17 protein-coding genes and 1 pseudogene are annotated in these 26613 nt (G+C 32.4%); 7 read left to right on the top strand and 11 right to left on the bottom strand.

The features are described 5' to 3' along the window. Positions 1-61: 61 nt before the first annotated feature. The 4 genes from B0A65_RS22470 to B0A65_RS22455 all read right to left on the bottom strand — a co-directional run bounded on the left by B0A65_RS22470 (position 62) and on the right by B0A65_RS22455 (position 10270). Positions 62-2005 (bottom strand): RagB/SusD family nutrient uptake outer membrane protein, encoded by a 1944-nt coding sequence (locus B0A65_RS22470; protein ID WP_083370541.1) that lies wholly within the window; start codon positions 2003-2005, stop codon positions 62-64. A 23-nt stretch (positions 2006-2028) separates the two neighbouring features. Next, positions 2029-5148: a SusC/RagA family TonB-linked outer membrane protein gene (locus B0A65_RS22465; protein WP_074663962.1), complete on the bottom strand. Its 3120-nt coding sequence runs from the start codon at positions 5146-5148 to the stop codon at positions 2029-2031. Between the two features lie 439 nt (positions 5149-5587). After that, the gene (locus B0A65_RS22460) at positions 5588-7120 is read right to left on the bottom strand and encodes a RagB/SusD family nutrient uptake outer membrane protein (protein WP_074663959.1); all 1533 of its coding nucleotides are present in this window, start codon (positions 7118-7120) and stop codon (positions 5588-5590) included. A 6-nt stretch (positions 7121-7126) separates the two neighbouring features. Further along, complete coding sequence (locus B0A65_RS22455; RefSeq protein WP_074663956.1) at positions 7127-10270, bottom strand: SusC/RagA family TonB-linked outer membrane protein; 3144 nt, start codon at positions 10268-10270, stop codon at positions 7127-7129. A gap of 377 nt (positions 10271-10647) precedes the next feature. Here B0A65_RS22455 and B0A65_RS22450 point away from each other — a divergent pair, with 377 nt between their 5' ends. From B0A65_RS22450 to B0A65_RS22440, 3 genes are all read left to right on the top strand, one after another. Then, positions 10648-13449, top strand: coding sequence for a glycosyl hydrolase (locus B0A65_RS22450; protein WP_074663954.1), 2802 nt, complete (start codon positions 10648-10650; stop codon positions 13447-13449). Positions 13450-13471: 22 nt separating this feature from the next. Continuing rightward, complete coding sequence (locus B0A65_RS22445) at positions 13472-14590, top strand: glycoside hydrolase family 88/105 protein (RefSeq protein WP_074663952.1); 1119 nt, start codon at positions 13472-13474, stop codon at positions 14588-14590. 72 nt (positions 14591-14662) lie between these two features. Next, complete coding sequence (locus B0A65_RS22440; RefSeq protein ID WP_242670339.1) at positions 14663-15616, top strand: glycoside hydrolase family 43 protein; 954 nt, start codon at positions 14663-14665, stop codon at positions 15614-15616. Between the two features lie 104 nt (positions 15617-15720). On the opposite strand, the gene B0A65_RS22435 is transcribed toward B0A65_RS22440, so the two are convergent. The 3 genes from B0A65_RS22435 to B0A65_RS22425 all read right to left on the bottom strand — a co-directional run bounded on the left by B0A65_RS22435 (position 15721) and on the right by B0A65_RS22425 (position 17795). Then, positions 15721-16170 carry a hypothetical protein gene (locus B0A65_RS22435; protein WP_074663947.1) on the bottom strand — a complete coding sequence of 150 codons (450 nt, stop codon included), beginning with the start codon at positions 16168-16170 and terminating at the stop codon, positions 15721-15723. 225 nt (positions 16171-16395) lie between these two features. Then, positions 16396-16980: a phospholipid scramblase-related protein gene (locus B0A65_RS22430; protein WP_074663946.1), complete on the bottom strand. Its 585-nt coding sequence runs from the start codon at positions 16978-16980 to the stop codon at positions 16396-16398. Between the two features lie 275 nt (positions 16981-17255). After that, complete coding sequence (locus B0A65_RS22425) at positions 17256-17795, bottom strand: hypothetical protein (RefSeq protein WP_074663943.1); 540 nt, start codon at positions 17793-17795, stop codon at positions 17256-17258. 578 nt (positions 17796-18373) lie between these two features. Between B0A65_RS22425 and B0A65_RS22420 the strand changes: the two genes are divergently transcribed. The 4 genes from B0A65_RS22420 (at position 18374) to B0A65_RS22405 (ending at position 21599) form a co-directional block, all read left to right on the top strand. Further along, positions 18374-18916: a DMP19 family protein gene (locus B0A65_RS22420; RefSeq protein ID WP_083370540.1), complete on the top strand. Its 543-nt coding sequence runs from the start codon at positions 18374-18376 to the stop codon at positions 18914-18916. Positions 18917-19040: 124 nt separating this feature from the next. Then, positions 19041-19442 carry a GreA/GreB family elongation factor gene (locus B0A65_RS22415; protein WP_083370539.1) on the top strand — a complete coding sequence of 134 codons (402 nt, stop codon included), beginning with the start codon at positions 19041-19043 and terminating at the stop codon, positions 19440-19442. A gap of 125 nt (positions 19443-19567) precedes the next feature. Continuing rightward, positions 19568-20548, top strand: coding sequence for a helix-turn-helix domain-containing protein (locus B0A65_RS22410; RefSeq protein WP_074663935.1), 981 nt, complete (start codon positions 19568-19570; stop codon positions 20546-20548). Positions 20549-20609: 61 nt separating this feature from the next. Next, positions 20610-21599 (top strand): helix-turn-helix domain-containing protein, encoded by a 990-nt coding sequence (locus B0A65_RS22405; RefSeq protein ID WP_074663932.1) that lies wholly within the window; start codon positions 20610-20612, stop codon positions 21597-21599. 101 nt (positions 21600-21700) lie between these two features. Here B0A65_RS22405 and B0A65_RS22400 read toward each other — a convergent pair whose 3' ends face one another. The 4 genes and pseudogenes from B0A65_RS22400 to B0A65_RS23395 all read right to left on the bottom strand — a co-directional run. Next, positions 21701-23683 carry an OmpA family protein gene (locus tag B0A65_RS22400; RefSeq protein ID WP_074663931.1) on the bottom strand — a complete coding sequence of 661 codons (1983 nt, stop codon included), beginning with the start codon at positions 23681-23683 and terminating at the stop codon, positions 21701-21703. A gap of 22 nt (positions 23684-23705) precedes the next feature. After that, positions 23706-24620, bottom strand: a complete 915-nt coding sequence (locus tag B0A65_RS22395; RefSeq protein ID WP_074663928.1) for a PorP/SprF family type IX secretion system membrane protein — start codon at positions 24618-24620, stop codon at positions 23706-23708. Between the two features lie 22 nt (positions 24621-24642). Beyond that, positions 24643-25929, bottom strand: a complete 1287-nt coding sequence (locus B0A65_RS22390; protein ID WP_074663926.1) for a gliding motility-associated C-terminal domain-containing protein — start codon at positions 25927-25929, stop codon at positions 24643-24645. 235 nt (positions 25930-26164) lie between these two features. Further along, positions 26165-26613: pseudogene (locus tag B0A65_RS23395) on the bottom strand (hypothetical protein); the annotation flags it as partial.

Here is a 26613-nt window from a genome sequence, read left to right as displayed (position 1 = left end):
CAGAATAAAAAAAACCGTCTCAGAAATGAGACGGTTTCCAATCAAAATATAAAAAAATATACTAGTAACCAGGGTTTTGCATCGCTGCTTTTTCAGCGGCGCTCAATGGTTTTCCGTTTGCATAAACAGCATCAAGGAAAGTTTGCGGAATTGGACGCAAATTATGATATTCCTGAATATTTGCAGCCGCTTCAATATTGTAAGCTTTTGCTCTGGCAACCAAAGTTTTAGTTCTGCTCAAATCTCCCCAACGGTGAAATTCTCCGCAAAGCTCTCTGGTACGCTCATTCAATATTAAACATAACATTCTGTCATAATCACTACCGTATCCAAGTTTTGTAATTACTGCCATGTCTTCTGCTGGTAAAGCATTCACACTTGCAATTGTTAAACTTGTCGCTGTCGTAGCAGCTGCTATATTATTAGATTCATAATACGAATTTTCAGGAATATAAGAAATTGGAATTCCAGCCTGACCTGTAACCGTCCAGGACGCTGAACCATCTACATATGCAGCACGATTTTCTCCGGATTTGTAGGCCGCGCGAGCACGAACTGTATTGATGTACGACAATGCATCGGCAAATGAGGCAGATCCTAATTTTGCTAAACGTACCTTTGCTTCAGCAGCCATTAAATATGTTTCTGCAGAACGAGCCAAAATAATATCACGAGATCCTTTAATATTACTTAAATCTATTCTGTTTCCATCCATATATTTACTTAATGATGGAAATCTAACATCGGCCATTAAGCCCACTTTATCTGCTGCATAAGCCACATAAGCACTCGGAATTGTTTTTCCTGTTTTAGGGTAAATGATCACATCTGTGTTTTTAGTTTTTGCAAAACGTGTATCGGCAGGTGTATTTACAATATACATTATACCTAAATCACCATTTTTATAAACAGCACCTGATGCATTATTTACGATACTTTTTGTTTGAAAGCTTTTCCAGAAACGAGAATCATTTATATGATCAAATGTATCATATACAAAATAAGTTGGTGCCAGACGGCTAAATGGTCGTCCTCCCGCAAGGTTACGTTTCATTTGAGGTAACTGATCATAAGTAGAAAGGAAATATAGGTGTTGCTGATTTCCTCCGGTAGTCAGTGTACTGGCATTAAACTGAGCAGATAAAATTAATTCAGGAAGTTTTTCATTTACACCATCTGCAATCGTATAATTCCATAAATTATCATAATTTGCTGCTAATGGATGGTGAGAAATTACCTCATCTGATAATGTAACTACTTGCTGCAAATCTGCTGCTTTTGTAGTTCCGTTCCAACTGTCATTAATTTCACTCGCACGCAGTAAATAGGCTTTTGCCAAATAATGTGCAGCTGCATCTTTAGTGATTTTAGCAGGAGCTCCCGCATTATTCAACAAAGCATAAGCCTGCTTAAAATCGTCAATTACTTGTCCCAAAACATCTTGTGGGGCGGCTCTTGTAAATTCTAATTCAACACTAGAACTGGTTTTTAATTTTAAAGGAACAGCACCATATTGACTTACCAGTTTTAAGTAATTAAAAGCTCTTAAAAAATAACCTTCGCCTAAAGCTGTTTTTTTGATAGCATCATTTGTTGAGACAATATCTGTAGCCGATTCAATTAATTGATTGGCATTTCCAATTCCGATATATAAATTGTCCCAATTAGTATTTGCTGCTACCGTATTGGCGTTAGAAACCGTTACAAAAGCTTTGAAACCTGAAGAATAAGAGTTCCATATCCAGTTTGAAGGGTCACCTCCAGCGTGAAATTCATCTGTACCAGATTCGGTAGCTGAAAGCGGAACTTCCCCTTGAAATTCGGCAGCAAAAACCTGATAATATGTACCAATTGCAAGTGCCTGGATACCTGCTTCGGTTTTATAATACTCACTACTATAAGCTGTAGTCAGCTCTTCATCAAGAAAATCTTTGTTGCATGAGCTTGTTAAAGTCAATGCTGCAACAAGCATCAAGTTGATATATAGTTTTTTATAATTTTTCATAATGATCTTTTTTAAAATTTAATTTAGAATTCTACATTTAACCCTAAAGTTATACCTCTGTTTGAAGCAGTTGTCTGTGTATCCAAATCAGTCCATTTTACTTTTGTAAAAATCATACCCGGATTGGTAGCCTGGCAATATAATCTCAATTTATTAAGTCCTAGTTTTTGCACTAATTCTTTATCAAAATGATACGCTAAAGAAATGTTTCTCATTTTTAAGAAAGAACCGCTACGATATCCTAATATTGGATAATAAGGATCTCCTGTACCAGCAGAATAAATTGGTTTTTGATATTCAGCATTAATATTATTATCTGTATAATAATCAATTTGTCTCTGACTTCCTTTTGCTCCTTCGTTTTCTCCTAAAGTATCATAATAGTATCCCATACGACCGTAGATAAAGAATGATAATTCTACATTTTTATAAGAAAATGTATTTGTCAATCCCATGATGTATTTTGGATCTTTTGAACCTATAATTACGCGGTCATTGTTAGCATCAATTTTATAATCACCATTTTGATCTACTGGTCTCGCATTACCAAAAGAAAAAATATTGGAACCTGCTGCTGCATTAAATTTTGCCATTTCGGCCGCATCTTCAGGTTTCCAGATTCCGTTTGATTCGAAACCATAAATTACATTTTGAGAATCTCCAATAAATAAGTTATTATTGATATCATCAAATTTTCCATTTTGAAGGGCTACAATTTTACTTTGTTGATAGGAAGCACTAAGATTTGATGTCCATTCAAAATCTTTTGTTGTTATGTTCACTGTATTCAGGGTAAGCTCTAATCCGCTTCCTTCTGTTTCGCCAACGTTTTGATAAGTATCTTTAACTCCGATAACGGTTGGAACACTACTTTTTAATAACAAATCGGTAGTTTTACTCGTATAATAATCTAAAGCACCAGATACTCTGCTACTGAACATAGAGAAATCAATACCATAGTTAAACTGAGCTGTTTGCTCCCAACCTAAATCTACGTTACCTAACGAAGTATTATTTACAACTCCAGATCCATTTGGATAAACGATTCCCGTTAACGGTGGCTGAGTCGCGTAAGCTGGAACGGCTGCATTTCCTGTAACACCATAACCAACTCTCATTTTCAACTGGTTAAGCCAGGATACGTTTTCAAGAAATTTTTCTTTATTGATCACCCATGCAGCAGAAGCACTCGGGAAAAATGCCCATCTGTTTTCTGATGCCAATTGTGACGCTCCGTCATAACGACCAGAAGCTGTGAATAAATATTTATCAGCATAACTATAATTTGCTCTTGCCATATAAGATAACAAACCCGTTTCTGTTAAACCTGAAGAATAACCGGCAAGTGTTACATTTGCAGGATTCAATGCATTCCATTTGTTTTCAGGATTTTTAATATCATTAGCAGACATAGAATTTGTTTCATTGTGATATTCTGTCTGGCTCATAAGCAATGTTCCCCCAATAGTATGATTTCCAAAAGTTTTGTTATAAAAAACTAAGTTATCAAGCGTATACGAAATAGTATGCTCATTAGATAAAGAAGCAAAACTTGTCCCTGAACGAATCGCGGACTTACCATCTAAATATACTCCATCTCGGAAAGAAGTAAGATCAGGACCGAAATTAATACGGTATTTTAAGCCGTCAAGTTTAGTAGAAAGCGCTCCCAAATCAAACTGTGCATATAAACTACCAAAAGCACGCAATGTTACACGCTGATCCTGAGATAATTTATATTCATCAACAGGAGTTCTGATTGTAGAATCCCCTCCAGGACTATCAATTCTATTTCCGTTGCTGTCATAAGGAACCGCGTAAGGAAGATTGGTGCGTGCTGTTGCATATATTCCTGTAGAACTTGTAACGGCAGTTCTACCTGTATTAGATTGTCCGTATTCATTTACACCGTAGCTGGTATTAAGTCCAACTCCCATAGAAAACCATTTTGTTGGAGTAATATCAACATTAGCCGTACCACTGTAACGCAAATAGCTTTGTCCGAATAATGTTCCTGTATTGTTTAAATATCCAAAAGAACCATAGGCTTTCATTTTGTCCGTACCACCACTAACACCAATGGTATGTTGTTGTGTAATTCCGGTGCGAGTTACGAATTTGGTCCAATCTGTAGTGGCTACTTTAGAACCATCCCACTTTCCGCCTGCCCATCCTTTTTCAATATTTGCCCATGCAGAAGGATCAGCAGAAGCAAGGAAAATTAATTTATCATTTTCTATTGTTGGTGCATCACCTTTTGGAAAAGCAGATGGATTAGAATAATATCTTCCCCAACGACGAAATTCAATGTATTGAGCTGCCGTCATCATGGGAGCATTTTCATGTATTGTTTCCATTACAATTGAAGTATCATAATTTAAAGTAAATCTTCCGTTTTTACCTTTTTTAGTGGTTACGATAATAACTCCATTTGCACCACGTGAACCGTAGATAGCTGTTGCGGAAGCATCTTTTAATACGTCGATGGTTTCGATATCAGTAGGATTTAAAAAGTCAATTCCTCCTGAATTTGGATCGACACTAATTTTCCCGGTACTCGCATCTGTAACAAGTCTGGAATTAAGCGGAATACCATCTACCACATAAAGTGGCGCATTGGAAGCAGAAATGGAACGGGCTCCACGAATGGTGATTGCTCCAACAGTTCCAGGTCGTTCATTTGATGCGACGTCAACACCGGCAGCTTTTCCCTGCATAGCTTGTACGGCATTCACAACTGGTCTTGAAGCAATATCCTCGGCTGTTACACTAACAATCGATCCGGTAAGATCTTTTTTCTTCTTTGTACCGTAACCAACAACAACAACTTCTTCAAGAGAATTGTCATCTTCTTTTAGTACAACATCATAAACAGCTGCATTTCCAACAGTTATTTCTTGTTTCTTAAAACCGATAAAACTGTACGTAAGTACATTTCCCGGAGCTGCATTGATGGAGTAGCTTCCATCAAGATCGGTACTCACACCATTTTGGCTTCCTTTGATGAGGACATTTACACCTGGCACCGGTAGTCCTGATGCATCTTTAATGGTACCTTTAACTACTTTGTTCTGCGCGTAACCTGATGCATTGAATAATGCGATCATTGCTACCAGCAACAGAACACTAAATTTGTTTTTCATAAAAGTTAAATTTGGTTAATTAATTAGTTACTCAAATTTATCTAGAAGTTAATTTCGTACTGTCCTGTAGTATCCTGCACAATACAACACTATTATTCTAACGTACAGTCTTTTACATTTTTTGTTTAAGTTTTTTTTAACCATAAAAACCTTCAACACCTTGATTTTCAAGAGAAAATACAACACCAAAGCCACAAATACATATATAAAAATGAAACAATATTTTTTTTTAACAAACTATAATTTTATTCAAAATATTTTATTAAATAGAAAAAATATTACTAAAAACACTACATATTTCGCATTCAAAAATAGAGCAATAAAAAATTCTGTTTAAAACATAAAAATTTCTCACTTTTTTAAAGATAAAACATAAAAAAACCGCCTCATAAAGGAGACGGTTTTCATCTAAAAACAAAAAAATAAAAAGGTATATCTATTAGTCGTATCCAGGATTTTGTTCGTAAAGCCCAGGCACAGCTAAAATTTCCTGCAATGGAATAGGATACAACAAAGAATTATTATCAATTGTTCTGATCTTATTTCCTGTATCTTCAGCTATTCTCCACGTATTCATAATCGTTACTGCTTTTCCGGATCTTATTAAATCAAACCATCTTGTGCCTTCTGAAAAGAATTCTTTTCTTCTTTCATCAAATAATTGATCTAAATTGATATTTACAGCATTTGCAGGAACACCCGCTCTCGTTCTCACCTGATTAACGATAGCATCTACATCTGCCTGAGTTCCTCCACCACCATGTAGTGTACATTCAGCCATTAACATCAATACATCCGTATAACGCGTTACCATAAAATCTACACCCCAATCTTCACGACCGTTTCCGTATCTTGTAGGATCAATATATTTTTTGAAAACAGGCAAAGTATAACTTCCCTTGTACGTACCCGAAGCTACCGTATAACTAGTTGCGATACCAGCAATTTTTCTTTTATCAGTTGCTGCAAACATATTCATGAAGCCAGTTGAGATTGGTTTAGCTTCTAAAGCTCCTTGTGCTGATAAATTTACAGAGGCAAAATAAGGCTCATAACCAACTTCAACCATAAAATTTCCTCCAACCGGAGTAGAAATATTTTGTGTGTAAGGAATTGTAAGTACATTTTCTTTATTTAAAAGACCTTCTAATTTAAAAATAGGATCGTAATCTGCGCTAAAAGCAAATAATCCACTTGCTTTAATATCATTTAATTCTTTGTACGCCTTATCCCATTCATTTAAGCCAAGCATTGCGCCATCAATTCCGTATGTTGGGCTAGAACGTGTCATGTAAACAAGTCCTAGTAATGATTTTGCACCATATTTAGTAACACGTCCAAAATTAGCTGCATCATATGCCGGACTAAGATCCGGGATCGCCAATTGCAAATCTGAAATAATTAATTCATAAACTTTAGCAACAGGGCTTCTTCCAATTTTAGAAGCTTCCTGAGCTGTCATTGTTCTGTCAATCAAAGGAACTTTTCCAAACCATCTGATTAAATCAAAATAACAAAATGCTCTTAAAAAACGTGCTTCGGCTATCATAGACGTTTTATCTGCTGGCGTTGTAAAAATTGCATCTCCTTTTTCAGCAATTTTTTCTAATAACTGATTTGCCTTATAAATAGCATTATAGTTACTCGTATAAGCTTCTCTTACATAAGTATTAGAACTAATAGATGTATAAAAACTATTAATACCTTCCCAGTCTCTTGAAGCAGTTGTAGTTGCATACAAATTATCAGATCTGGTTTCACTTAAATTCAAAACCCTGTTTGCATATCCATATGTTCCTGCTCCGTGAAAAGCAATAGAATATGTTGCATTTCGAGCCTGAACAAAATCGCCGGGAGTAGCATAAAAATTTTCAATTGTTCCTTGCGATAATGGTAATTGATTCAATTCATCATCACAAGATGTCAGCGCAAATAATAAGGCGCTTGCCATTAAATAAATATATTTTTTCATTTTATTTTAATTAAAATTAATGTTAAGTCCGATAACTATAGATTTCGCTAAAGGCGCTCCACCATAATCTACTGGTACTGAAAAATCACTATTAGAACTTCCTGAAGTATTTACAGCCTCTGGATTGAAACCAACTTTATATTTATTCCAGTAAAATAAGTTCTCGCCAGTTACATACAGTCTTGCATTATCAATTCTCGTTAAACTTTTTACAGCTTCTTTCAAACTATATCCAATAGAAATACTTCTTACACTAACATAATCTGATTTGTACAACCAATCTGAGTTTGCCTGGTATCCAAAAGATGTTCTCCAGTTTCCTCTTACAGCAGGATCTACATTCAATGAATTTTCAACTGACCCCATTCCGGTACGGTCGATTGCTCTTCCTGTTAAGCCGTAAACTGTTCCTCCATTTTGACCTTGTACCAATACACTTAAATCCAAATCTTTATATTTAAATGTATTTGTGATTCCCCAAGTGTATTTTGGCGTTGGATTACCCAAATCAACACGATCTTCTGAATTAATTTTTTTATCACCATTTTGATCAATGTATCTCGGATCTCCCAAAACCAATTTATTTCCTCCAATAGTTGTTCCGCCACCATCAATATCAGCCTGACTCACAACTCCGTTTTGTTGCAATCCAAATATGGTATACATTGGCTTACCTACTTCTAATTTTACAAATGGCACACCTCCGTCAAAAGAATTACTAATTTCAATTTTAGACTGACCTGGTCCTAATGCCAATACTTTATTTTCGTTATGACTTATGTTTGCAGATGTTCTCCATTCGAAATTATTTGTTTTAAAGTTTAAAGAGTTTACTTCAAATTCCCATCCTTGATTTTGCACTTCGCCAATATTAGTTAAGTAACTAACAAATCCTGTATCTCCCGGAACCGGAACTCTTAAAAGTAATTCGCTGTTATTTTTTCTGTACACTTCAAATGTTCCTGAAAGTCTGTTTTTTATAAAAGCGAAATCTAATCCTAAATCGATACTTCTTGATTCTTCCCAGTGTAATTCAGGATTTGGAATAGAAGCCGCACCTTGACCAATTGCTGCCGCTCCTCCAATAGAATAATTATAGGTTCCAAGCGTCGCATAAGATGCATAGCTTCCAATATTATTACTTCCGTTGATACCCGCACTGGCTCTTAATTTCAAGTCACTAAGCCATTCTGTATCTTTCAGAAATGCTTCTTGTTTTATTCTCCATCCTAATGAAAGCGAAGGAAAAACTCCCCATTGTCTGTCACTTCCAAATTTTGAAGAACCATCACGTCTGATACTGGCAGACATTATGTATTTTTCTTTGAAATTGTATTGTAGTCTTGCAAAATAAGAAAGTAAAGTACTTTTTTCTGCAGTTGTAGACCCCAATGATCCAGCTGGTAGTGTTTCAATACTTGAACTATTGTAAAGCGCACCAGACGAAAGGGATGCTTTTGTAATTTCGTACGAACTGAAAGACTGTCCTAAAAGCAAATTAATAGTATGATTTCCAATTGTTTTATCATAGTTAAAAGTATTTTCATTTACTAAATTTTGTCTTCTGTAAGTATTATAAGCTCCTCTAATACTAGCAATAACATCATTTGGCGTATAACTTTCGTTTGTATTATCTGAGTTATCAAAATTGATTGTACTTTTTAAAGTCCAGCCTTTAGCAAATTGATAACTCGCATAAGATGAAATTAAAGTTCTGTACATAGAGTTTTTTCCTGTTCTTGCCAATGCGTTCAACATATTTGTTGTACTACTACCCCATGCATATCTTGTAGTATATTTTTCTCCTGCAGCATTTTCAGCACTTTCAAAAACCGGAGTCGCCGTAAGCGCTTTAAATAATGTATTATCTTTTCCTTCTACTCCAGGATCATTTTTAACCGAATAAGAAGGAGCTAAATTAATTCCCATTTTAAAGTTTTCTGACAACTTTACATCAACGTTTGCTCTTGCAGAAAACAAGGTGTAATCTGTCCCTACAATGTATCCGGTATTTTTTTGATAGTTAGCAGAAACATAATAATTTACTGCATCAGTAGCACCAGAAGCTGATAATTGATAGTTGCTAAATTCTCCTGTACGGAAAACTTTATCCTGCCAATCGATATAATCCAATCCAGGGTGTCCCGGTATATCCCATCTGTCGTCATACAAATACGTATAATATCTGGTATTACTTGTATTAAGAGGCGCTGTTGGGTTTTTTAAATTATAAGCAGCAATTCTCTCAGCATTGGTTTGGCTGGCAGATGCACCTGTAATTCCTGAGGCGACCCACTGTCCGTCAATCATTGTTTTTGCTCTTTTAATCCAGCCTTCAGCTGACAACATATCAACTCTGTTCGCTTCTTTATTAATACCTCCATAAGTATTAAATGTAAACTTTGGTTTTCCTTTTTTACCCTTTTTTGTTGTAATTAAAACAACTCCGTTTGAAGCTCTCGAACCGTAGATAGAAGCTGCTGCAGCATCTTTCAAAACCTCGATAGAAGCAACATCATTTGGATTCATATTATCCAACGGACTTCCATTTGAAAATCCTCCATTTGAATTTGATCCTTCTGTATATATTGGAAAGCCATCTACCACATACAATGGTTCGTTTCCGGCAGTAATAGAACCTGCACCTCTAATTTCGATACTAAAAGGTTGCCCCGGTAAACCTGTTGTTTGCTTAACGCGAACCCCCGCTACTTGCCCAATCAAACCCTGATCTATTCTTGAGATAGGTCTTTCTGTAAAATTTTCTGTTTTAATTCCTGAAATTGCACCGGTAGTTAATTTTTTCTTTTGGGTTCCGTATCCAATAACTACTACTTCATTCAGACTTGAATTTTCTGCATCCAAAGAAACATTGTAACTACTCGCTGCTCCAACTACTATTTCTTTTTTTATAAATCCTACAAACGAAAATACCAAAGTTTCTCCCGGAGCAGCAGAGACGCTGTATTTTCCATCAAAATCTGTACTCGCCCCTCGATTTGTACCCTTAACAATTACATTAACTCCCGGAATAGAGAGCTTGGACGGATCTGTAACGGTTCCTGTAACCGTTTTATTTTGCGCATAGCCTGTTGTATGCAGAAGCGCAAACAAGGCCATAAGCAGCAAAAGATTAAATTTGTTTTTCATAAAAAGTTAAATTTGGTTAATTAATTAGTTTACCCAAATCTATTTAGAAGAACATCACACAGCATCCTGTAGTATCCTGTTAACCTTCAGTATATTATAAAATATTTTGTGTTTTTTTTAACTAAAAATGCGTTCAACTCATTGATTTACAAGCGCTAAATTCGCAAATACATTATGTAAAATTTTATTCAAATATTTTTCAGCATTTAATATTTTTTTTACTCAAAAAATATTAAATGATAAAAAAAAATCAAAATTTGTTATACATTTTACTTTTGAAAAAATGATTTTGAACAGGATGCTACAGGATAGCAATTTTGTACAGTACTGCTACTTTTACTTTAACACTAACTATCAACCACTGAAGAAAAATAATAATGAGATTAAACAAACTAAATTGCCTTATACTACTATTGTTTTCTTGCTTTTTAAATTCGTTTGCGCAGGAAAATAAAGTATCACCATGGCCAAAATCTACAAATATAAACCAGCCTTGGGCACGCTGGTGGTGGATGGGAAGTGCTGTGGATAAACCAAACTTAAAAAAAAGCCTTACAGATTTTCATAACGCCGGAATTGGTGGAGTAGAAATTACTCCTATCTATGGAGTAAAAGGAGAAGAAAATAATTTTATTGATTATCTATCGCCTAAATGGCTGGAAATGTTAGACTATACTATTCATGTTTCAGATAGTCTCCATATGCAGGTTGATATGGTTTTAGGAACTGGCTGGCCTTATGGAGGTTCGCATGTGACTTTACCACATGCGGCTACTAAATTGGTTATTGAAAAATACCAATTGAAAAAAAATGAAACAATTGATCGAAATATTAAAGTAGAAAATACAAAAGAAAAACAACCTGCAGAACTTTTATATGTAGTTGCTTATGGAAATGATGGATCTTTTATAAACTTAACAGATCAATTGAATAAAAATCTATCAAAACCAAAGGACAAAGGTATTGATGGAAATTCAGTCTCAATTCCAAATCCATTAGAACCAAATAAATTAAAATGGAAAGCAAAAAAAACAGATTATACTATATATGCCGTTTTTAGTGGTAAAACAGGACAGCAGGTAAAAAGAGCTGCTCCGGGAGGAAGCGGTTTTACATTAGATCATTATTCTGAAGAAGCATTAAATGAATATGTAGTTCCATTTAACAATGCATTTAAAGGTCGAGAAGGAAAAATAAGAGCCATTTTTAATGATAGTTACGAAGTTTACGGAACTGATTTTACTCCCAATTTTTTTGAAGAATTTCAAAAACTTAGAGGGTATGATTTAAAAAAACAAATGCCGTTATTATTGAGTGAAACGGATAATGAAATTGGTAACCGGATCAAAAGTGATTACAGACAAACCATTGGCGATTTATTATTAAATAAATTTGATAAGCCCTGGACACAATGGGCACATTCAAAAAGTTTTAAAACTAAACTTCAGGCACATGGTTCTCCTGGAAATTTAATTGATTTATACGCTTCCGCGGATATCCCGGAATGCGAAACGTTTGGATCTATGCCTTTTGATATTCCAGGTTTCCGTCGTGAAAAAGAAGATATTCGCGAGGGTGATGCTGATCCTGTAATGTTGAAATTTTCATCATCTGCTGCACATATTGCAGGAAAAAATCTTGTTTCTTCTGAAACATTTACCTGGTTGAGAGAACATTTCAAAACTGCTTTATCGCAATGTAAACCTGAAGCAGAAGATTTAATGCTAAATGGCATTAATCATATTTTTCTTCACGGATCAACTTATTCACCCGAAAGAGCTGCATGGCCGGGATGGAAATTTTATGCATCTGTAAATTTTAATTCCAATAATAGTATTTGGGAAGATGCACCTTCACTATTTTCTTACATAGCAAATTGTCAGTCTATGTTGCAACAGGGCAAATCTGATAATGAAATAATACTTTATTGGCCAATTTTTGATACTTGGGACAAATATCAAAAGGGAACTTTATTTTTTCAATTTAAGATACATTCTTTATCTGAATGGTTGTACGAGACCTCTTTTTATGATACAACTAAAGATTTAATGAAAAAAGGATATGGAGTTGACTTTATATCTGACAGTTTTATTTCTGAGGCTAAGCTCATTGACGGAAAAATTAGTCTGCCGGGAGGAACGTTCAAATCAATGATAATTCCAGCTTGCAAAAAAATGCCTCTTGCCACTTTACAGAAACTTATTGAACTTAAGAAAGCGGGTGCAAATATTATTTTTAAAGGGCTTCCTGAATCAGTACCTGGTTTTAATGATTACCAAAAACAGGAACAAGAACTGAAAAAACTTTTAACTGTAAACGCTGAATTAATAAAACCAGTGACCGATATTTTTAAAAGTCTAGAAAACACTCAAATATATCCTGAAACACTAGTAAACACCGGATTAAAATACATTAGAAGAACTATAGATGGGGAGAAAATTTATTATTTAGTAAATCATACTCCTAAAACAATCGATGGATTTATTCCAATTCAAATTGGTAATAAAGAGGTTATTATTTTTGATCCGCTAAACAGAAATTACGGGAATGCAATTGTAAAAAAAGATTCCAATAGTACATTGGTAAAAATCAAAATAGAGCCAGGGCAATCATATTTTTTGAAAACAGAAAATACGGCTTCTCAAAAAAAATGGAATTATTATGAGCCAACTGCTGAAGCTACTCCGTTAAAAGGAAATTGGAAAATTACCTTTGAAAAAGGTGGTCCGAAATTGCCCGAGACTACAACAATTTCAAATTTAGAATCCTGGACAAAATTAAGTCCTGAAGCAGAAGCATTTTCAGGTTCTGCAACCTACACGCTTCAATTTGATAATCCGAATACAAAAACTGAATCTTGGAGTTTAAATTTGGGCGATGTCCGCGAAAGTGCAAAAGTCTGGTTAAATGATGAATTTATTGGCACTGCATGGTCTGTTCCTTATAAATTAAGTATCTTAAAATTAAAATCAGGAAAAAACACATTAAAAATTCAGGTTACAAATCTTTCTGCAAACCGAATTAGAGACAAAGAATTAAAAGGTGAAGAATGGAAAATTTTCTATGAGATTAATATGGTTGATAAAGATTATAAAAAATTTGACGCAACAAAATGGAGCCCGATGCCTTCTGGTTTATTGGGACCAGTTACGCTTACACCATTAAAACAACAAAACTAACTACTAAATAACGAATACTAAAATGAGAAAATTACTTTTAATCTTCGCTATATGCTTTTTATATACTGCAAGCGCACAACAGCCTTTTGACAAGAAACTGGTGCTGAAACAAATGATTTTAGCAAACGATTATTTTATGCAAAAATGGCCAGAAACGGGTAAAACTATTATTACTAATAAAGAACGCCCGAGTAATATTTGGACACGAGGAGTTTATTATGAAGGTTTAATGGCTTTACACCAAATTTTTCCAAAAGAAGCTTATTACGATTATGCTTATTCGTGGTCAGAATTCCATAAATGGGGATTTAATAGCGGAAATACAACTCGCAATGCAGACAACTATTGTGCTGCCCAAACGTATATTGACTTGTATAATTTAGAACCAGATTCAAAAAAACTAAAAAACACCCGGGCAAATATTAATATGTTGCTAAATACAGCTCAATTAGATGATTGGTCTTGGATTGATGCAATCCAAATGGGAATGCCTGTTTTTGCAAAAATGGGAGTTTTAGAACAAGACAATCGCTATTTCGAAAAAATGTACCAAATGTATATGTATTCAAGAAACAAACATGGCGATAACGGCCTGTTTAATCCAAAAGATGGCTTATGGTGGCGCGATGCCGATTTTGATCCACCATATAAAGAACCAAATGGACAAGATTGTTATTGGAGCCGTGGAAATGGGTGGGTAATTGCAGCTTTGGCTAAAGTTTTGACAATTATTCCTGAAAATGCTCCACATAGAGATCAATATGTAAAAGATTTAAAAACAATGGCTGCAGCTCTGGTTCCTATTCAAAGACCTGACGGATTCTGGAATGTAAGTCTACATGATCCTACTAATTTTGGAGAGAAAGAAACTTCAGGAACCGCTTTATTCATTTATGGAATAGCCTATGGAATAAACAGTGGAATTTTGAAAAAAGAAATTTATGTACCAATAGTTCAAAAGGCTTGGAACGCAATAACGACAGAAAGTTTGCATACTAATGGCTTTTTAGGCTTTTTACAATCAACAGGAAAAGAACCTAAAGATGGCCAGCCTTTATCATATGACAAAATTCCAGATTTTGAAGATTATGGATTAGGTTGTTTTTTATTGGCAGGTTCTGAAATATATAAAATGAAATAAAAAACATTATTGTCTATATTTAGAAACCCAATTTTGAAATAATTTTTTTTAAAAATCTAATCATTTAAGCACTTGAAAGCAGTACTATTTTGTATGTTCGCATGGATGACTATTCCCGTTTTCTCTCAAGAAAAGGAAATTCAAAATGATCCAACTTCAAAAACTGATGGGTATGTCTTTTCCTATTTCAAAGGAAATGGTGAAGACGGTCTACATTTAGCCTATAGCGAAGATGGATATAAATGGACTGCTTTAAAAAATGATACTTCATTTCTAACTCCCGAAGTAGGAAAAGATAAACTTATGAGAGACCCTTCAATAATAAAAGGTGGTGACGGCTTGTATCATATGGTGTGGACGGTAAGTTGGACAGATAAAGGGATTGGATACTCTAGTTCAAAAGATTTGATTCATTGGTCAAAACAGGAATTTCTGCCGGTTATGAAAAAAAAGAAAAAAGCCAGAAATACTTGGGCGCCAGAGATTACGTATGACCCGGATTCAGAAAAATATATGATTTACTGGGCTTCTACGATAGATGGAGAATTTTTAGAAACAAAACCAGAGAAAGAAAAAGGATACAATCATCGAATATATTACACCGTAACACGAGATTTTAAAAAATTTTCCAAAACTAAATTACTTTATGAGCCCGGTTTTAATGTAATAGATGCTTCTATTGTACAACAAGATCAGGGGTTTGTAATGTTTTTAAAAGATGAAACCCGAAATCCAGTTCAGAAAAATATTAAAATAGCCTTTAGCAAAGAACTAAAAGGGCCATATAGTAAGGCGAGTGATGCAATTACAGGAAATTATTGGGCGGAAGGTCCAACGGCGATAAAAATAGGCAATAATTGGATTGTTTATTTTGATAAATATATCGAAAAGAAATATGGAGCAATCAAAGAAACTCCGCAGGGTTGGGTTGATATTTCAGAACAAATTAATTTCCCGCCAGGAACACGTCATGGCTCAGTTATAGAAGTTTCAGGAGAGGAAATCGCTGTACTAAAAAAAGAATAGTAAAACTATATAAAAATAAAATGTAGGATAATAAACAGTCTCTATCCTACATTTTAAAATGAATTAATATAAAATTTTAATTTATAAAAGCATTTGAATATAAGCTACAACAGAAAGAATAATGCATTATAAAAATTATGAAATTGCGCTTGAAAAATGGCTGAACTTCCAAACACAGATTTAGATGTTTGCTTAGCAGGTTCGGGACTCTTTTTAAAATATGCTTTTAAATCTTTTACAATTTCCGGCTTTGTTTTAGATTCATCTAATAGAATTAGGTTATTAATTTCTTCTAAAAAAGCTAAACTACCATATAATTGCTTATTAAATAAACAGACCAAAACATTCGATCCTTTTTTTTCTAATTTTAAGTAGTCAATCATTTCAGCCTTATCATAAACCACAAATATAGAGCGATCATAATCTTTATAATCATTTTCATTTTCGATCAAAAATGAATTTCCAAAAAAATCAAATTCATCTTTAAACTTTCTTCTAAACATTTTTAAGAAGATTCCTTTGTTGTCCCGTACTAAAATTTTTTCTCTTTCCATACTTACTAAATTGTCTTTTTATCAAACTTCATTCTAAGTAGTTATAAAGTATCATCCCTTTTAAACTAATTCTCAAAATAACTTTACAAAGGTACAAGCTGCCTTACCATAGAAACTGTCACAATAAGTCAAAAAACAATTAAATCAAGACATTATTAAAAACCCAAAATACTAAAAACCAATTAACTAAACAAGTATAAATAACCTAAAACGCATAACTGAAATCTATTTTTTCATAACCATATAAATAATGATTGCACTGGATAAAATGGCAATCTTCTTCTTTTTATCAATATAATCCTCCTCAAAAATCACATTATATTTATCAGTCGACCCGAATAATTCTTTCATCGCTATAATCCAATTTTTGTCTATTGACCCAATTTGGTTGTGAGAGGGATCGCTAATAACAAAATTCCAGTTTTCCAAATCACCTGAAATCTCAGCTATTACTTCATCCGATGCGTTTAATATTCTTAAAACTGGTTTAAAAGAGATAAACTTTCGCTTAATACTTCCAATTTGTTTTCCTTTTGAATCCTGAATAATAATTTTGGATTTAAAAAAAAACCATCTTCTTGAAATTGATGTTAATAATGCTCCGTTACAGCTCCTTATCTCAAATATAAAAGGCAATAAATTCTCGCTAAAAACAGATCTTAATATCGTTTGTCTAAATGTAGATCTTTGTTTAATCAAGCCAATACATTCCCGCTTTTCATTGTAAATCTGGTGATACTTATAAAATTTAAAAAAAAGATGTTTTTGATCTATAAAATAACTATTCGCATTAAAGAAATCTGTATTCATTCGTATGTTTATAAAAGGTAGAATAAAGTATTTGCTGTCTCTTTATATTTTTAAAATTTGTAAAGAAACTAGATATCCAAGCCTTGTTCCTGAAGATATTCCAAATCAAATTCGGAATAATTTAGTGTTGCTATTGAAAATAAGAGTAGTAAAAATTATTTCAGTAAATCAAAAAGAATAGGGCCTTAAACACTAAATATTTAAGACCTTTAAAAATTATCATACCGAAATAAAATTTTACTTACCCGCACTAAAATTCAAAATATAATCTTCTATTAAACTTTTGTAATCTGAATTACATTCTTTTCCACAAAAGCTATTAATTCATTTATTTTTCTATTTTGTTTATTGTTGGCAATAGAAATAATATAGCCATTTTTTTCTTTAACATATAAAAAGAAAAAATCTTTAGTCAAAATTGCGCTCTCAACTTGAGTCCATTTATGAGCAAATGCACCCAATGGAGAATGTACATAAATAAAGGTACTTGTAAAATTGAATCTATATTTTGTTATAAACTTTTCAATTTTTAAGAGCTTTTTAATTAACTGGAAGATAAGTTTGCAAATGGCGTCAACGAATGGATATTGTAACATAAAAAAAATAAGTACAAAAAACATATCTCTTAATATCCACACAATTAAATCACTGTTATTCATCCTATCAAAAAAATCGAAGAAAACAGGAAAAAGTAAAGCTAATCCCAAAAAATACTGAACCCATTGCTCATAACGATTTTTGAGGTACATTTTATTTATCATTTTTGCTTCATCCACATTTAAACCAAATTCTAAAGAAAAATTATAAGTCCCCATACCGTTTCTACTTTATAATACATAACTTTTATTTGTTTCATTCCATTCAAGAACAAATCGATAAAGTTTGAAACAAAATTAGATATAAACCATTTTGGTAATCTCTAATTCCAGTCTTTAAAATATCAAGATAAGACTTTTAAAAAACAACAAATACTAAAATAAAAAGGCTTATAATGAAAATGGCAAATAATAAGAAATCAATACATCCATGTTTTTTTATAGCTCATATAAAAAGATAAAAACACCATAAAAAGTTCAAAAAGTATCATAAAAAGGCTTATAATTACTCGTTATTTATTTTGTTTTCAAATAGTTAAATAAATCAACTCTTTTTAAACCAAGAACCGAATATTTAATTAATTTTGAATTAAACATAATTTACCTGCAGGTAATATCTCACAAAAAAACACATGTTAAAAAGATAATTTATAAGAAAAAATAATATCCTAAACACAAATAAAAAACATAAGACAAGACTATACATTAGTACTAATTTTAGCGTCAAGTATTTACAAAATTTGATACTTTAAGTAATGTAATCGTCTTTTCCTTCCTAATTTTTAAAATATAAAAAGATGCAAACGAAGATGAAAATCGAGAAAGAAACAATTGGAAAAATCAAAACGCAGAAAACATTACCACACATTAAAAAAGAAGAATTAATAAACTATTATGACAATACATGGGATTTGTTTTTTCTGTTACTTTCTAAATATTATGAAATAATGGATACTGTAGCAGAGGACAATTTTACCGATTCACAACATACATTAATGGCCTATAATATATTATATGGTGAAATTACAACCGGAGGTTTTTTGCAATTAATTAAAAATGGGCACGGAAATTATATTTTTGAATCCCTATTTTCTGAAACATTAAAAAAATGGGGAGCTATAGAAATGGCAGTTCAAATTGACAAGGCGAAAAAAATTTATTTTGAAAATAAAGAAGAACTCGAAATAGCAAGAACAACCGAGGATCTTTTTGATATGTATCCAAACTACCCAGAATTTAATTTTTTAGATAAGGAGTTTTTTAGAGTTATGAATTCCGAATCAGACAAGATCAAGATATATATTCAACAAAATATCCATGATTTCGCCATTGTAGCCTAAGCAACGTTTTTAGATTGCAATAATTCCTAATCTCTTCACCAATTACAAAAGTTCAAAAGAACTTGTTTTATAACTAATCAAGGCTGCATCCAAATAGCATAGCCTATTCTAAAAACATGCGCTAATGACAAATAGAATGAAATATGATCACATAATCATAGACGAAAAAGATTTGAAATTACTAAAAACAATAATCACAAACTCGCACAAAAATAAGAACAGAAACTATTATTCAGCAATTAAAAGACTTAGAAAAGAACTGGAATTTGCTACAATTATTTCAAGAGATGCTTTTCCAGATGATATTGTTCGAGTAAATTCAATTGTAACGGTTCAAATGGCAACGAACGTTATCAGAAGTTTTCAGATTGTGCCCCCTGAAACAAGTAATGTAATTCAGGATAAATTATCAATACTATCTCCAATCGGACTGGCTTTAGTTGGTTGTGCAATTGATGATGAAATTTCCGGACAATTTTCTTCTACTATCACCAAACTTAAAATTTTAAAAGTATTACAAAATTAAAAAGAGTTTATTAGTTAAAGTTCAAAATTGGCCTTGTACAAAACCAATAATATACTATAAATAAATTCATTACAATTATTTTGAAATAAAAATAAACTAACTTTATATAACAAAAACTAATTTCTGTGAAAACAATAAAACATTCTTATGGTGCAGATTTAAGCTGGATTGAAAATTTCACAAAAGAATTTGGCGGAAAAACTGAAGGCAACTTCATTATCATGCCAGAAGACTTACAAACAGGCACTAGATATTTTCTTGATTGTGGAGAAGGCATAATTGCCTACTATGTAAATGTCGTATATAATAAAAATTTCCGTTTCATTCAAAAAAATGAAAATAGCGATTTTGTTGGCCTATATTATAATTTGACAGAAGGTGAGGCTACGGTTTGCAGTAATAGCTCAATGTTTGATGTCGGTCGTTGGCGATATAACTTATCCGTTATTGATGGAGCCTTAGAATCAGATTATAATGTGAAAGCAGGAAGTACTTCTTTTGCACTTTGCATTTTTATAAAAAAAAGTGCATTAGAAACGTTTGTAAAAAGTAACAATATTCCTTTACGTAACATTGACAAATTAACTGATCCAACATTAAATACTATCGTCAGATTTGATAGAATGAGTAGTGAAAGTTATCATTTATTAAATGATCTTAGAAAGTTAAAAGTTGGAGGTACCATATTTAATCTAAATTTAATAGGTACAGTACAAATGCTAATTTCAAATTATTTAAAAAAAATGTCAACTCACAGAATTATCATTCAAACAGTTAATTCTACCGATCTCAATAGTATAATAGCAACACAAATGTTTTTAATAGAACACATCGAAGATCCTTTTCCAAGTATCTCATATATGGCTAAAAAAGCCAATATGTCTGAATCAAAATTTAAAAACTTATTTAGAAAAATAACCGGATTGACTCCAAACAAATTTTTTATGGACAATAAGTTACTTAAAGCAAAAGAACTTCTTGAAAATAAGCAATTATCAATATCCCAGATCTCAGACCAATTAAGTTTTACTAACAACTCCTACTTTGCATCAAAATTTAAAGAAAACTTCGGAATATCCCCAAAAACCTTTATTAAACAATTATAATGTTTTCTGGTATTGAATTGGTAATACGTGAGTTCCTTTTTATTAAAATTATGAATTGTATATGAAAAAAATCACACATTATTATAGTTTGGCTCCACAATGGCAAGCTGAGTTTGCAGAGAAAATTGGAGCAAAGTTTATAGATAATAAAATAATTGTTATTCCCGATTCTATTGGTACAGGAAATTCATATTTCACGCAGATTTTACCTGGTATTTCAGTTTTATTTATCGATTTCACATTGAAAATTCCTTTAAAAATAACTCGTATTGTATCTCCTAATGAATTATATATTTTTCATTTTGATCTAAGTGAACATGTCAATCTTATTAAAATCAATAATAAAGATTACGAAATTGGCTCCTATGATAAACTGGACCTCGCTATTATAGATAATCAAATAGAAAGTTCTTTTAAGCCAAGTACTAATGAAAGGACAATTGCAGTAAGAGTATTGGTTGATAAAAAATTATTACATGATTTTATAGCAAAACATACGGGTGCTGAAATTATAAAACCAAAAACTAACGACAATAAAAAAGTATTCTACCATTACGGTAATATCGACAGTAATAGTATTCTACTAATCCAGTCAATCAAAAACAAATCTGTTTATGATTTATCATTTGAGCCTCTTCTTAAAGGCGTTTCTTTAAAATTGTTAGGTAATTTTTTTAATAAATTTTATGATTCCGGTGCAACAAAAAAGGATATTACTGAAATTGAACTTGAAGCTATCATTAAAACTAAAGATTATCTTTTTAACCATTTATACGGTTCATTTCCTTCTGTAACATTTTTAGCTTCAATGGCTGGAATGTCAGAGTCAAAATATAAAATATTATTTAAAAAATGTTTTAACGATGCACCTAACCGTTTATTTATTAAAGAAAAAATGACATTGGCAAATACCCTTCTAAAAAGTGGAAAATTTACCACTTTAACAGATGTCATTTATGAATTGAATTATACAAAATTAAGTTATTTTTCATCAAAATATTATGAGCTTTTTCATAGAAAACCATCAGAAGACTTTATCAAAAAAAAATAAAATCCCATTTTAAAATACGTGGCATTATAGCTAAAAAAACTAAAGGGTATCTTTCCAGATACCCTTTAGTTTTTTTTTAAAATTCTGGTTATCAAAACCAATTAATCCTTTTTTAATTGTATGATAAACTCTGAACGTCTATTTACCTGATGTTCGGCTTCAGAACATTTTACTCCATTTGAACATTTGTTAATTAAATGAGTTTCTCCAAATCCTTCAGCAGTTAGCCGTTGTTTCTCTATTCCATGCAATACAATATAATCCATAGTCGATTTAGCTCTGTTTTGCGATAATATCATATTAAAATCATCTTGTCCCCTACTGTCAGTATATGAATTAATTTTTATTGAAATACCGGGACGAAACTTCATCACTTCTACAATCTTATTCAATTCTGCTTTAGAAGATTCTCTGATTTTATATCCATTGTAATCAAAATAAATCGGATTTAGTTTTAATTTATCTGTAAGATCGTCTCCTTCATGAATCATTACTTTTACATTATCAACTATTACTTCCATCTCATTAATAAAATCAAACGAATATTCTCGCTTCTCAATAGGTTTTAAAGGCGAAACAATTTGTTCTTTCTCAGTAAGTCCCTCTTTTTTAAAAATAAATTTATATTCTGTAAAAGGCAACAAATCTGTTGAATATTTACCATACTGATCACTATACAAAGTATTTACCTTTTCATTTTTAGCATTATAAATTTCAACAGCAACACCTTCAATTGCTTTTCCACTGGTATATCTTACCGTTCCCCAAACTAACGGTTTTATATCAAAATCAAAATCAATTGGTCTGTTTTCAGTAAAGCTATAAATATCATCATTACCACTTCTGTTTGAAGAAACATAGCCCCTTTTTGTATCATCTTTAATGGTATAAGCAAAATCGTCTGCGTTTGTATTAACGCCATCTCCAACATTAACTACATGATATTTACCTAATTCGTCTTTAATAGCAGCAAATACATCTAAACCTCCAAAACCAGAATGTCCATCTGAAGAAAAATACAAAATACCTAAAGCATCCATAAATGGGAATGTTTCTCTTCCTAATGTATTAATTTCATCTCCTAATTTTATTAAATCATTCCCTATATGACCTCCTTTTTTAATACTCACCTTATACAAATCTGAATTCCCAAATGAATTATTACGGTCTGATGCAAAATATAATTCAGTTTCATCAGGGCTCAAGGCTGGATGTGCCGATGAAAATCCATCGCTATTAACAGGATGTGGTAACTCTTTTACGTTCTTCCATTCTCCATTTACATTTTCTGCTACGTAAATTTTCAGAAAGGTTGTTCCTTTTTTATCAGCTCCTAATTTTCCTTCATTGTAATTATTTCTGGTAAAGTACATCGTTTTGCCGTCTTTAGTGATCGCCGGACTACTCTGATGATATTTTGTATTTACTGGTCCTTTTAAAAGAATAGGATTTTGTAGTCCACCATCAACTGTAATATCAGCTGAATATAATTTTAAAAAGGATTTGTCATTCCAGCTGTGTTTTCTTTTAATAATCACACCTGTGTCTTTAGCAGAAGCATAAATTACTTTGTTTTTATCCAAATACGAGGTTCCAAAATCTGAAAAAGGAGAGTTAAGTTCAACTGTTTTTAATTCATAACGGCCAGATTGTTTTTGTATATCTGACAATATTTTTTTTTCACTCCAGTTTTCACTTAAATCTTTTCTGTTAGATTTTAAAAAATACATTTTCATTACTGCTTCAGATAATTTATAGTCCTGTGCATTATTAAGACATTGCGCATATCTGAAATAGTATTCCGATTCAACATTATTAGAAGCTGATACCACTTTAGCATAATATTGTGTTGCTTCCGAATAGTTTCCATTATAATAATAACAATCAGCCAGTTTCGTGTAAACTTCTAATGTGTTATTTCCTTTTTTTATTTCTTCCTGATATAATTTTGCGGCTTCAATAAAAGCAAACTTATTATAGGCTTCATTTGCTTTTTCTAGTTTTTTATCCTGAGCCTTGATACTTCCTACTGAAATTATGACACTCAGTAATACAAAAATAATTTTCAATTTCTTATAAATCATTATTCTTTTGTTTTAGTAATTGTTAGAAAAATCTTGGACTTACCAATCTTGTTTTTGATTTACTCAACAAATCAAATCTTAAAAATATCTCATGAGAGCCTGAATTGTAATTTCCAAGATTTGTGGTGTCGTAATCATATCCGTATCCAATCTGAATTCCCTCGGTAATTTGAAAACCAGCAAGTGCACTCACACCGGCATCCCATCGATATGCAGCTCCAAGTGTCAATTTATCATTGATAAGAAAGTTTGCAGACATATCTATCGATAGTGGTGCTCCTGTTACTAATTTAGCTAATACCGCAGGCTTAAATCGTAAATATGGGTTAATATCAAAAACGTATCCACCCATCAAATAATAATGTGATTTCGTCGAATATACAGATACTGCAACATCATCATAAAACTCAGTTTTTAATAATTTAGGCACAGATATTCCTGCGTACCATTTAAAAGTGTGGAAATAAATCCCAGCGCCGACGTTTGGAGAAAACAGTGATTCTTTTCCTGTCATGTATATATCAGGATTTTCAACATTTAATTTTGTATAATCAACTTCAAAATTGTCAAAACCTCCAGAGATACCAAATGAAATTTTCAAATCATCTGTTGGCATAATTGTGTATGCATAATTAACTGTAAAACCTGTATTTTTTGTGGGACCAATCTGATCACTTATCACATTTAATCCAATACCATTTCCATGATATCCTAATGGACTTTGAATTGAAAAGTTCATTGTTTTCGGAGCTCCATCCAGACCTACCCATTGTGTTCTGTACAATGCCATCGCACTTAAAACTTCTCTTGAACCTGTATATCCAGGATTAAAAGTCATAGTATTATACATGTATTGTGAATATTGCGATTCCTGTTGCGCCGATGCTCCAAGAAGACCTAAAAACAATAATGTTACTATATAAAAAAACTTTTTCATTATTTCTATTTATTATGTTCTATTATTGATTGTTTATGTACAAATAGCCAGATTGTTCCACTACTCTTTTGGTATTATTATATTTAAGTATATAGAAATAAGTGCCTGTCGGGAGTTTTTCTCCTCTATTTATCGTTGCACGACCATCAGAGTATCCTCTGAACATATTGTCGGATTCATTATAAGATTTTGTATCAAATACTTTAACTCCCCAACGGTTATATATTTCAACTGTGTTGTCCGGATACTGATCGATTCCTTTAATATGAAAACTATCATTAATGCCATCACCATTAGGAGACACAGCATTGTACACTACCAATTTTTCATTTAAATTATCTTCCTTAACAATAGCCATTGTAAAAATTCCGTATCCGTCTATTGGCGCTGTTAAAAGCTTTTCGTAATTTTCAGTTAGAGCGGGGTCACTTGACTCTCCTTTGCAGTTAACCCATTTTTGTAATACTTCATCCCACCGTACTATTGCTAGTCTTGTTTCAGGAGCAGTATTAAAAAACTCTAAGGGCGTTGTCTTATCATTTAAAGTCAGAGTCAGTACATTTTTCTCATTATCATTTTCACTGGTAACTTTCCAATACTCGGTATCATTTATTGTTAAAATTGTTTCCTCTTTTTGAGAATGTGGATAATGGGTGTTTGAATTTTGATAAAAATATTGCGTTGTCAAAGTATTTTTTAGTGAAGAAGAAACCGCAACAATTACCGGTCTATAAAAAAGTTGATTTCCAACTGGAAATTCAAACACATTGTTACCATTTTTTTGTACAATTCCGTCGACAAAACTCTGATTTCCTACATTTAAGCAAGAAGCCTTCTCGTCAAAAATCATTTTACCATCATAATCTACCGCATTGATGATTCCATTCTTAAAATCAGAATTGTTACCAACTCTGATTGTTGTTTTAAGTTGAAAAGGTATTAACGATGCTAAATTATTAAAGACAATATTTTGAAAGTAAGGAGACTGTAAACCAGTAATCATTTGTTCTTGATCTCCTGTGAAAAAAGTTGCTCCCAAACTCTTATCAGTATACGATACCTTACCATCATTATTGTAGTTTCCAAAAAGATGAAGTTCCCCATCGTTTACAAAATTCCCCGTAGTTTTATTATCACAATTCATATAGACTGACAATACAGTACTTCCTGTTACCTTTAAATCACCCTGATTTATAAATTGTGCTTGCCCACTTTGTACAAATAAGAAGATTAGTATGAAACTAAACACATTGTTTAAATCTATATTTTTCATGCTAAACTGAAATTGTTGTAAATCTTTAATCTCCATATATATATTTTTATATTACTACTTGAAAATTACCCCAAATGAAAGTGCAAAATTAGAGGCTTCCCGAGGAGATTATGACCTTTAGAAGTCATTGATCTATCATAATAAGGTCAACATATAACTAGAAATTTTAAGGTTATAAAAAAAAGGGAGTATAAACTTTAATAAGTTATCCTCCCTTTTCCTTTACATTTAGCTTACACTATTTTAAAAGTGTAAGCTCCAAACTCTAATATTATTTTAAATAATCAATTATAATATTGTCGTTTGTCATCAATGCATATGCCCCATTATTTACTGGTTTATAAATTAGAATGTTTCCACTTACTGTTAATGCATCTTTATCAATCCGAACACCATTAATATATAATTTCACTGAAGAAGATGGCGTTCCTTGTAATGCAAAGTTAGTTTGACCAGCTGTTGCTGTAAACTCTTCTATACTTGACTGTGAAACGACTGCATTTACAATATAAGGACTAGCTTCTGTTCCTGCTCCGGTAATTGTTATATTCGTTCCTGCATTAGTTTTTCCGCCAATTCCCGCAAGCCCCTGGATACCTTGTGGTCCTGTCGCGCCAATATCTCCTTTATCTCCCTTGTCTCCTTTTAGTCCTGCCAATTGCGTTGGGGTAAAATCACTGTAGTCAAAAGAATCTCCTTTATCTCCCTTGTCTCCTTTTA

Origin of the sequence: Flavobacterium frigidimaris, from assembly GCF_002217275.1 — a bacterium.
Lineage (GTDB): Bacteria > Bacteroidota > Bacteroidia > Flavobacteriales > Flavobacteriaceae > Flavobacterium > Flavobacterium aquidurense.
The sequence above is the reverse complement of the archived record's forward strand: the minus strand, read 5'-3'. Positions and strand labels throughout refer to the sequence as shown.

What these genes read in the sequence shown, in the direction of transcription:
- B0A65_RS22470 (WP_083370541.1), bottom strand. Translation starts at nt 2,005, where the DNA reads ATGAAAAATTATAAAAAACTATATATCAACTTGATGCTTGTTGCAGCA.
- B0A65_RS22465 (WP_074663962.1), bottom strand. Translation starts at nt 5,148, where the DNA reads ATGAAAAACAAATTTAGTGTTCTGTTGCTGGTAGCAATGATCGCATTA.
- B0A65_RS22460 (WP_074663959.1), bottom strand. Translation starts at nt 7,120, where the DNA reads ATGAAAAAATATATTTATTTAATGGCAAGCGCCTTATTATTTGCGCTG.
- B0A65_RS22455 (WP_074663956.1), bottom strand. Translation starts at nt 10,270, where the DNA reads ATGAAAAACAAATTTAATCTTTTGCTGCTTATGGCCTTGTTTGCGCTT.
- B0A65_RS22450 (WP_074663954.1), top strand. Translation starts at nt 10,648, where the DNA reads ATGAGATTAAACAAACTAAATTGCCTTATACTACTATTGTTTTCTTGC.
- B0A65_RS22445 (WP_074663952.1), top strand. Translation starts at nt 13,472, where the DNA reads ATGAGAAAATTACTTTTAATCTTCGCTATATGCTTTTTATATACTGCA.
- B0A65_RS22435 (WP_074663947.1), bottom strand. Translation starts at nt 16,170, where the DNA reads ATGGAAAGAGAAAAAATTTTAGTACGGGACAACAAAGGAATCTTCTTA.
- B0A65_RS22430 (WP_074663946.1), bottom strand. Translation starts at nt 16,980, where the DNA reads ATGAATACAGATTTCTTTAATGCGAATAGTTATTTTATAGATCAAAAA.
- B0A65_RS22425 (WP_074663943.1), bottom strand. Translation starts at nt 17,795, where the DNA reads ATGGGGACTTATAATTTTTCTTTAGAATTTGGTTTAAATGTGGATGAA.
- B0A65_RS22420 (WP_083370540.1), top strand. Translation starts at nt 18,374, where the DNA reads ATGCAAACGAAGATGAAAATCGAGAAAGAAACAATTGGAAAAATCAAA.
- B0A65_RS22415 (WP_083370539.1), top strand. Translation starts at nt 19,041, where the DNA reads ATGACAAATAGAATGAAATATGATCACATAATCATAGACGAAAAAGAT.
- B0A65_RS22405 (WP_074663932.1), top strand. Translation starts at nt 20,610, where the DNA reads ATGAAAAAAATCACACATTATTATAGTTTGGCTCCACAATGGCAAGCT.
- B0A65_RS22400 (WP_074663931.1), bottom strand. Translation starts at nt 23,683, where the DNA reads ATGATTTATAAGAAATTGAAAATTATTTTTGTATTACTGAGTGTCATA.
- B0A65_RS22395 (WP_074663928.1), bottom strand. Translation starts at nt 24,620, where the DNA reads ATGAAAAAGTTTTTTTATATAGTAACATTATTGTTTTTAGGTCTTCTT.
- B0A65_RS22390 (WP_074663926.1), bottom strand. Translation starts at nt 25,929, where the DNA reads ATGGAGATTAAAGATTTACAACAATTTCAGTTTAGCATGAAAAATATA.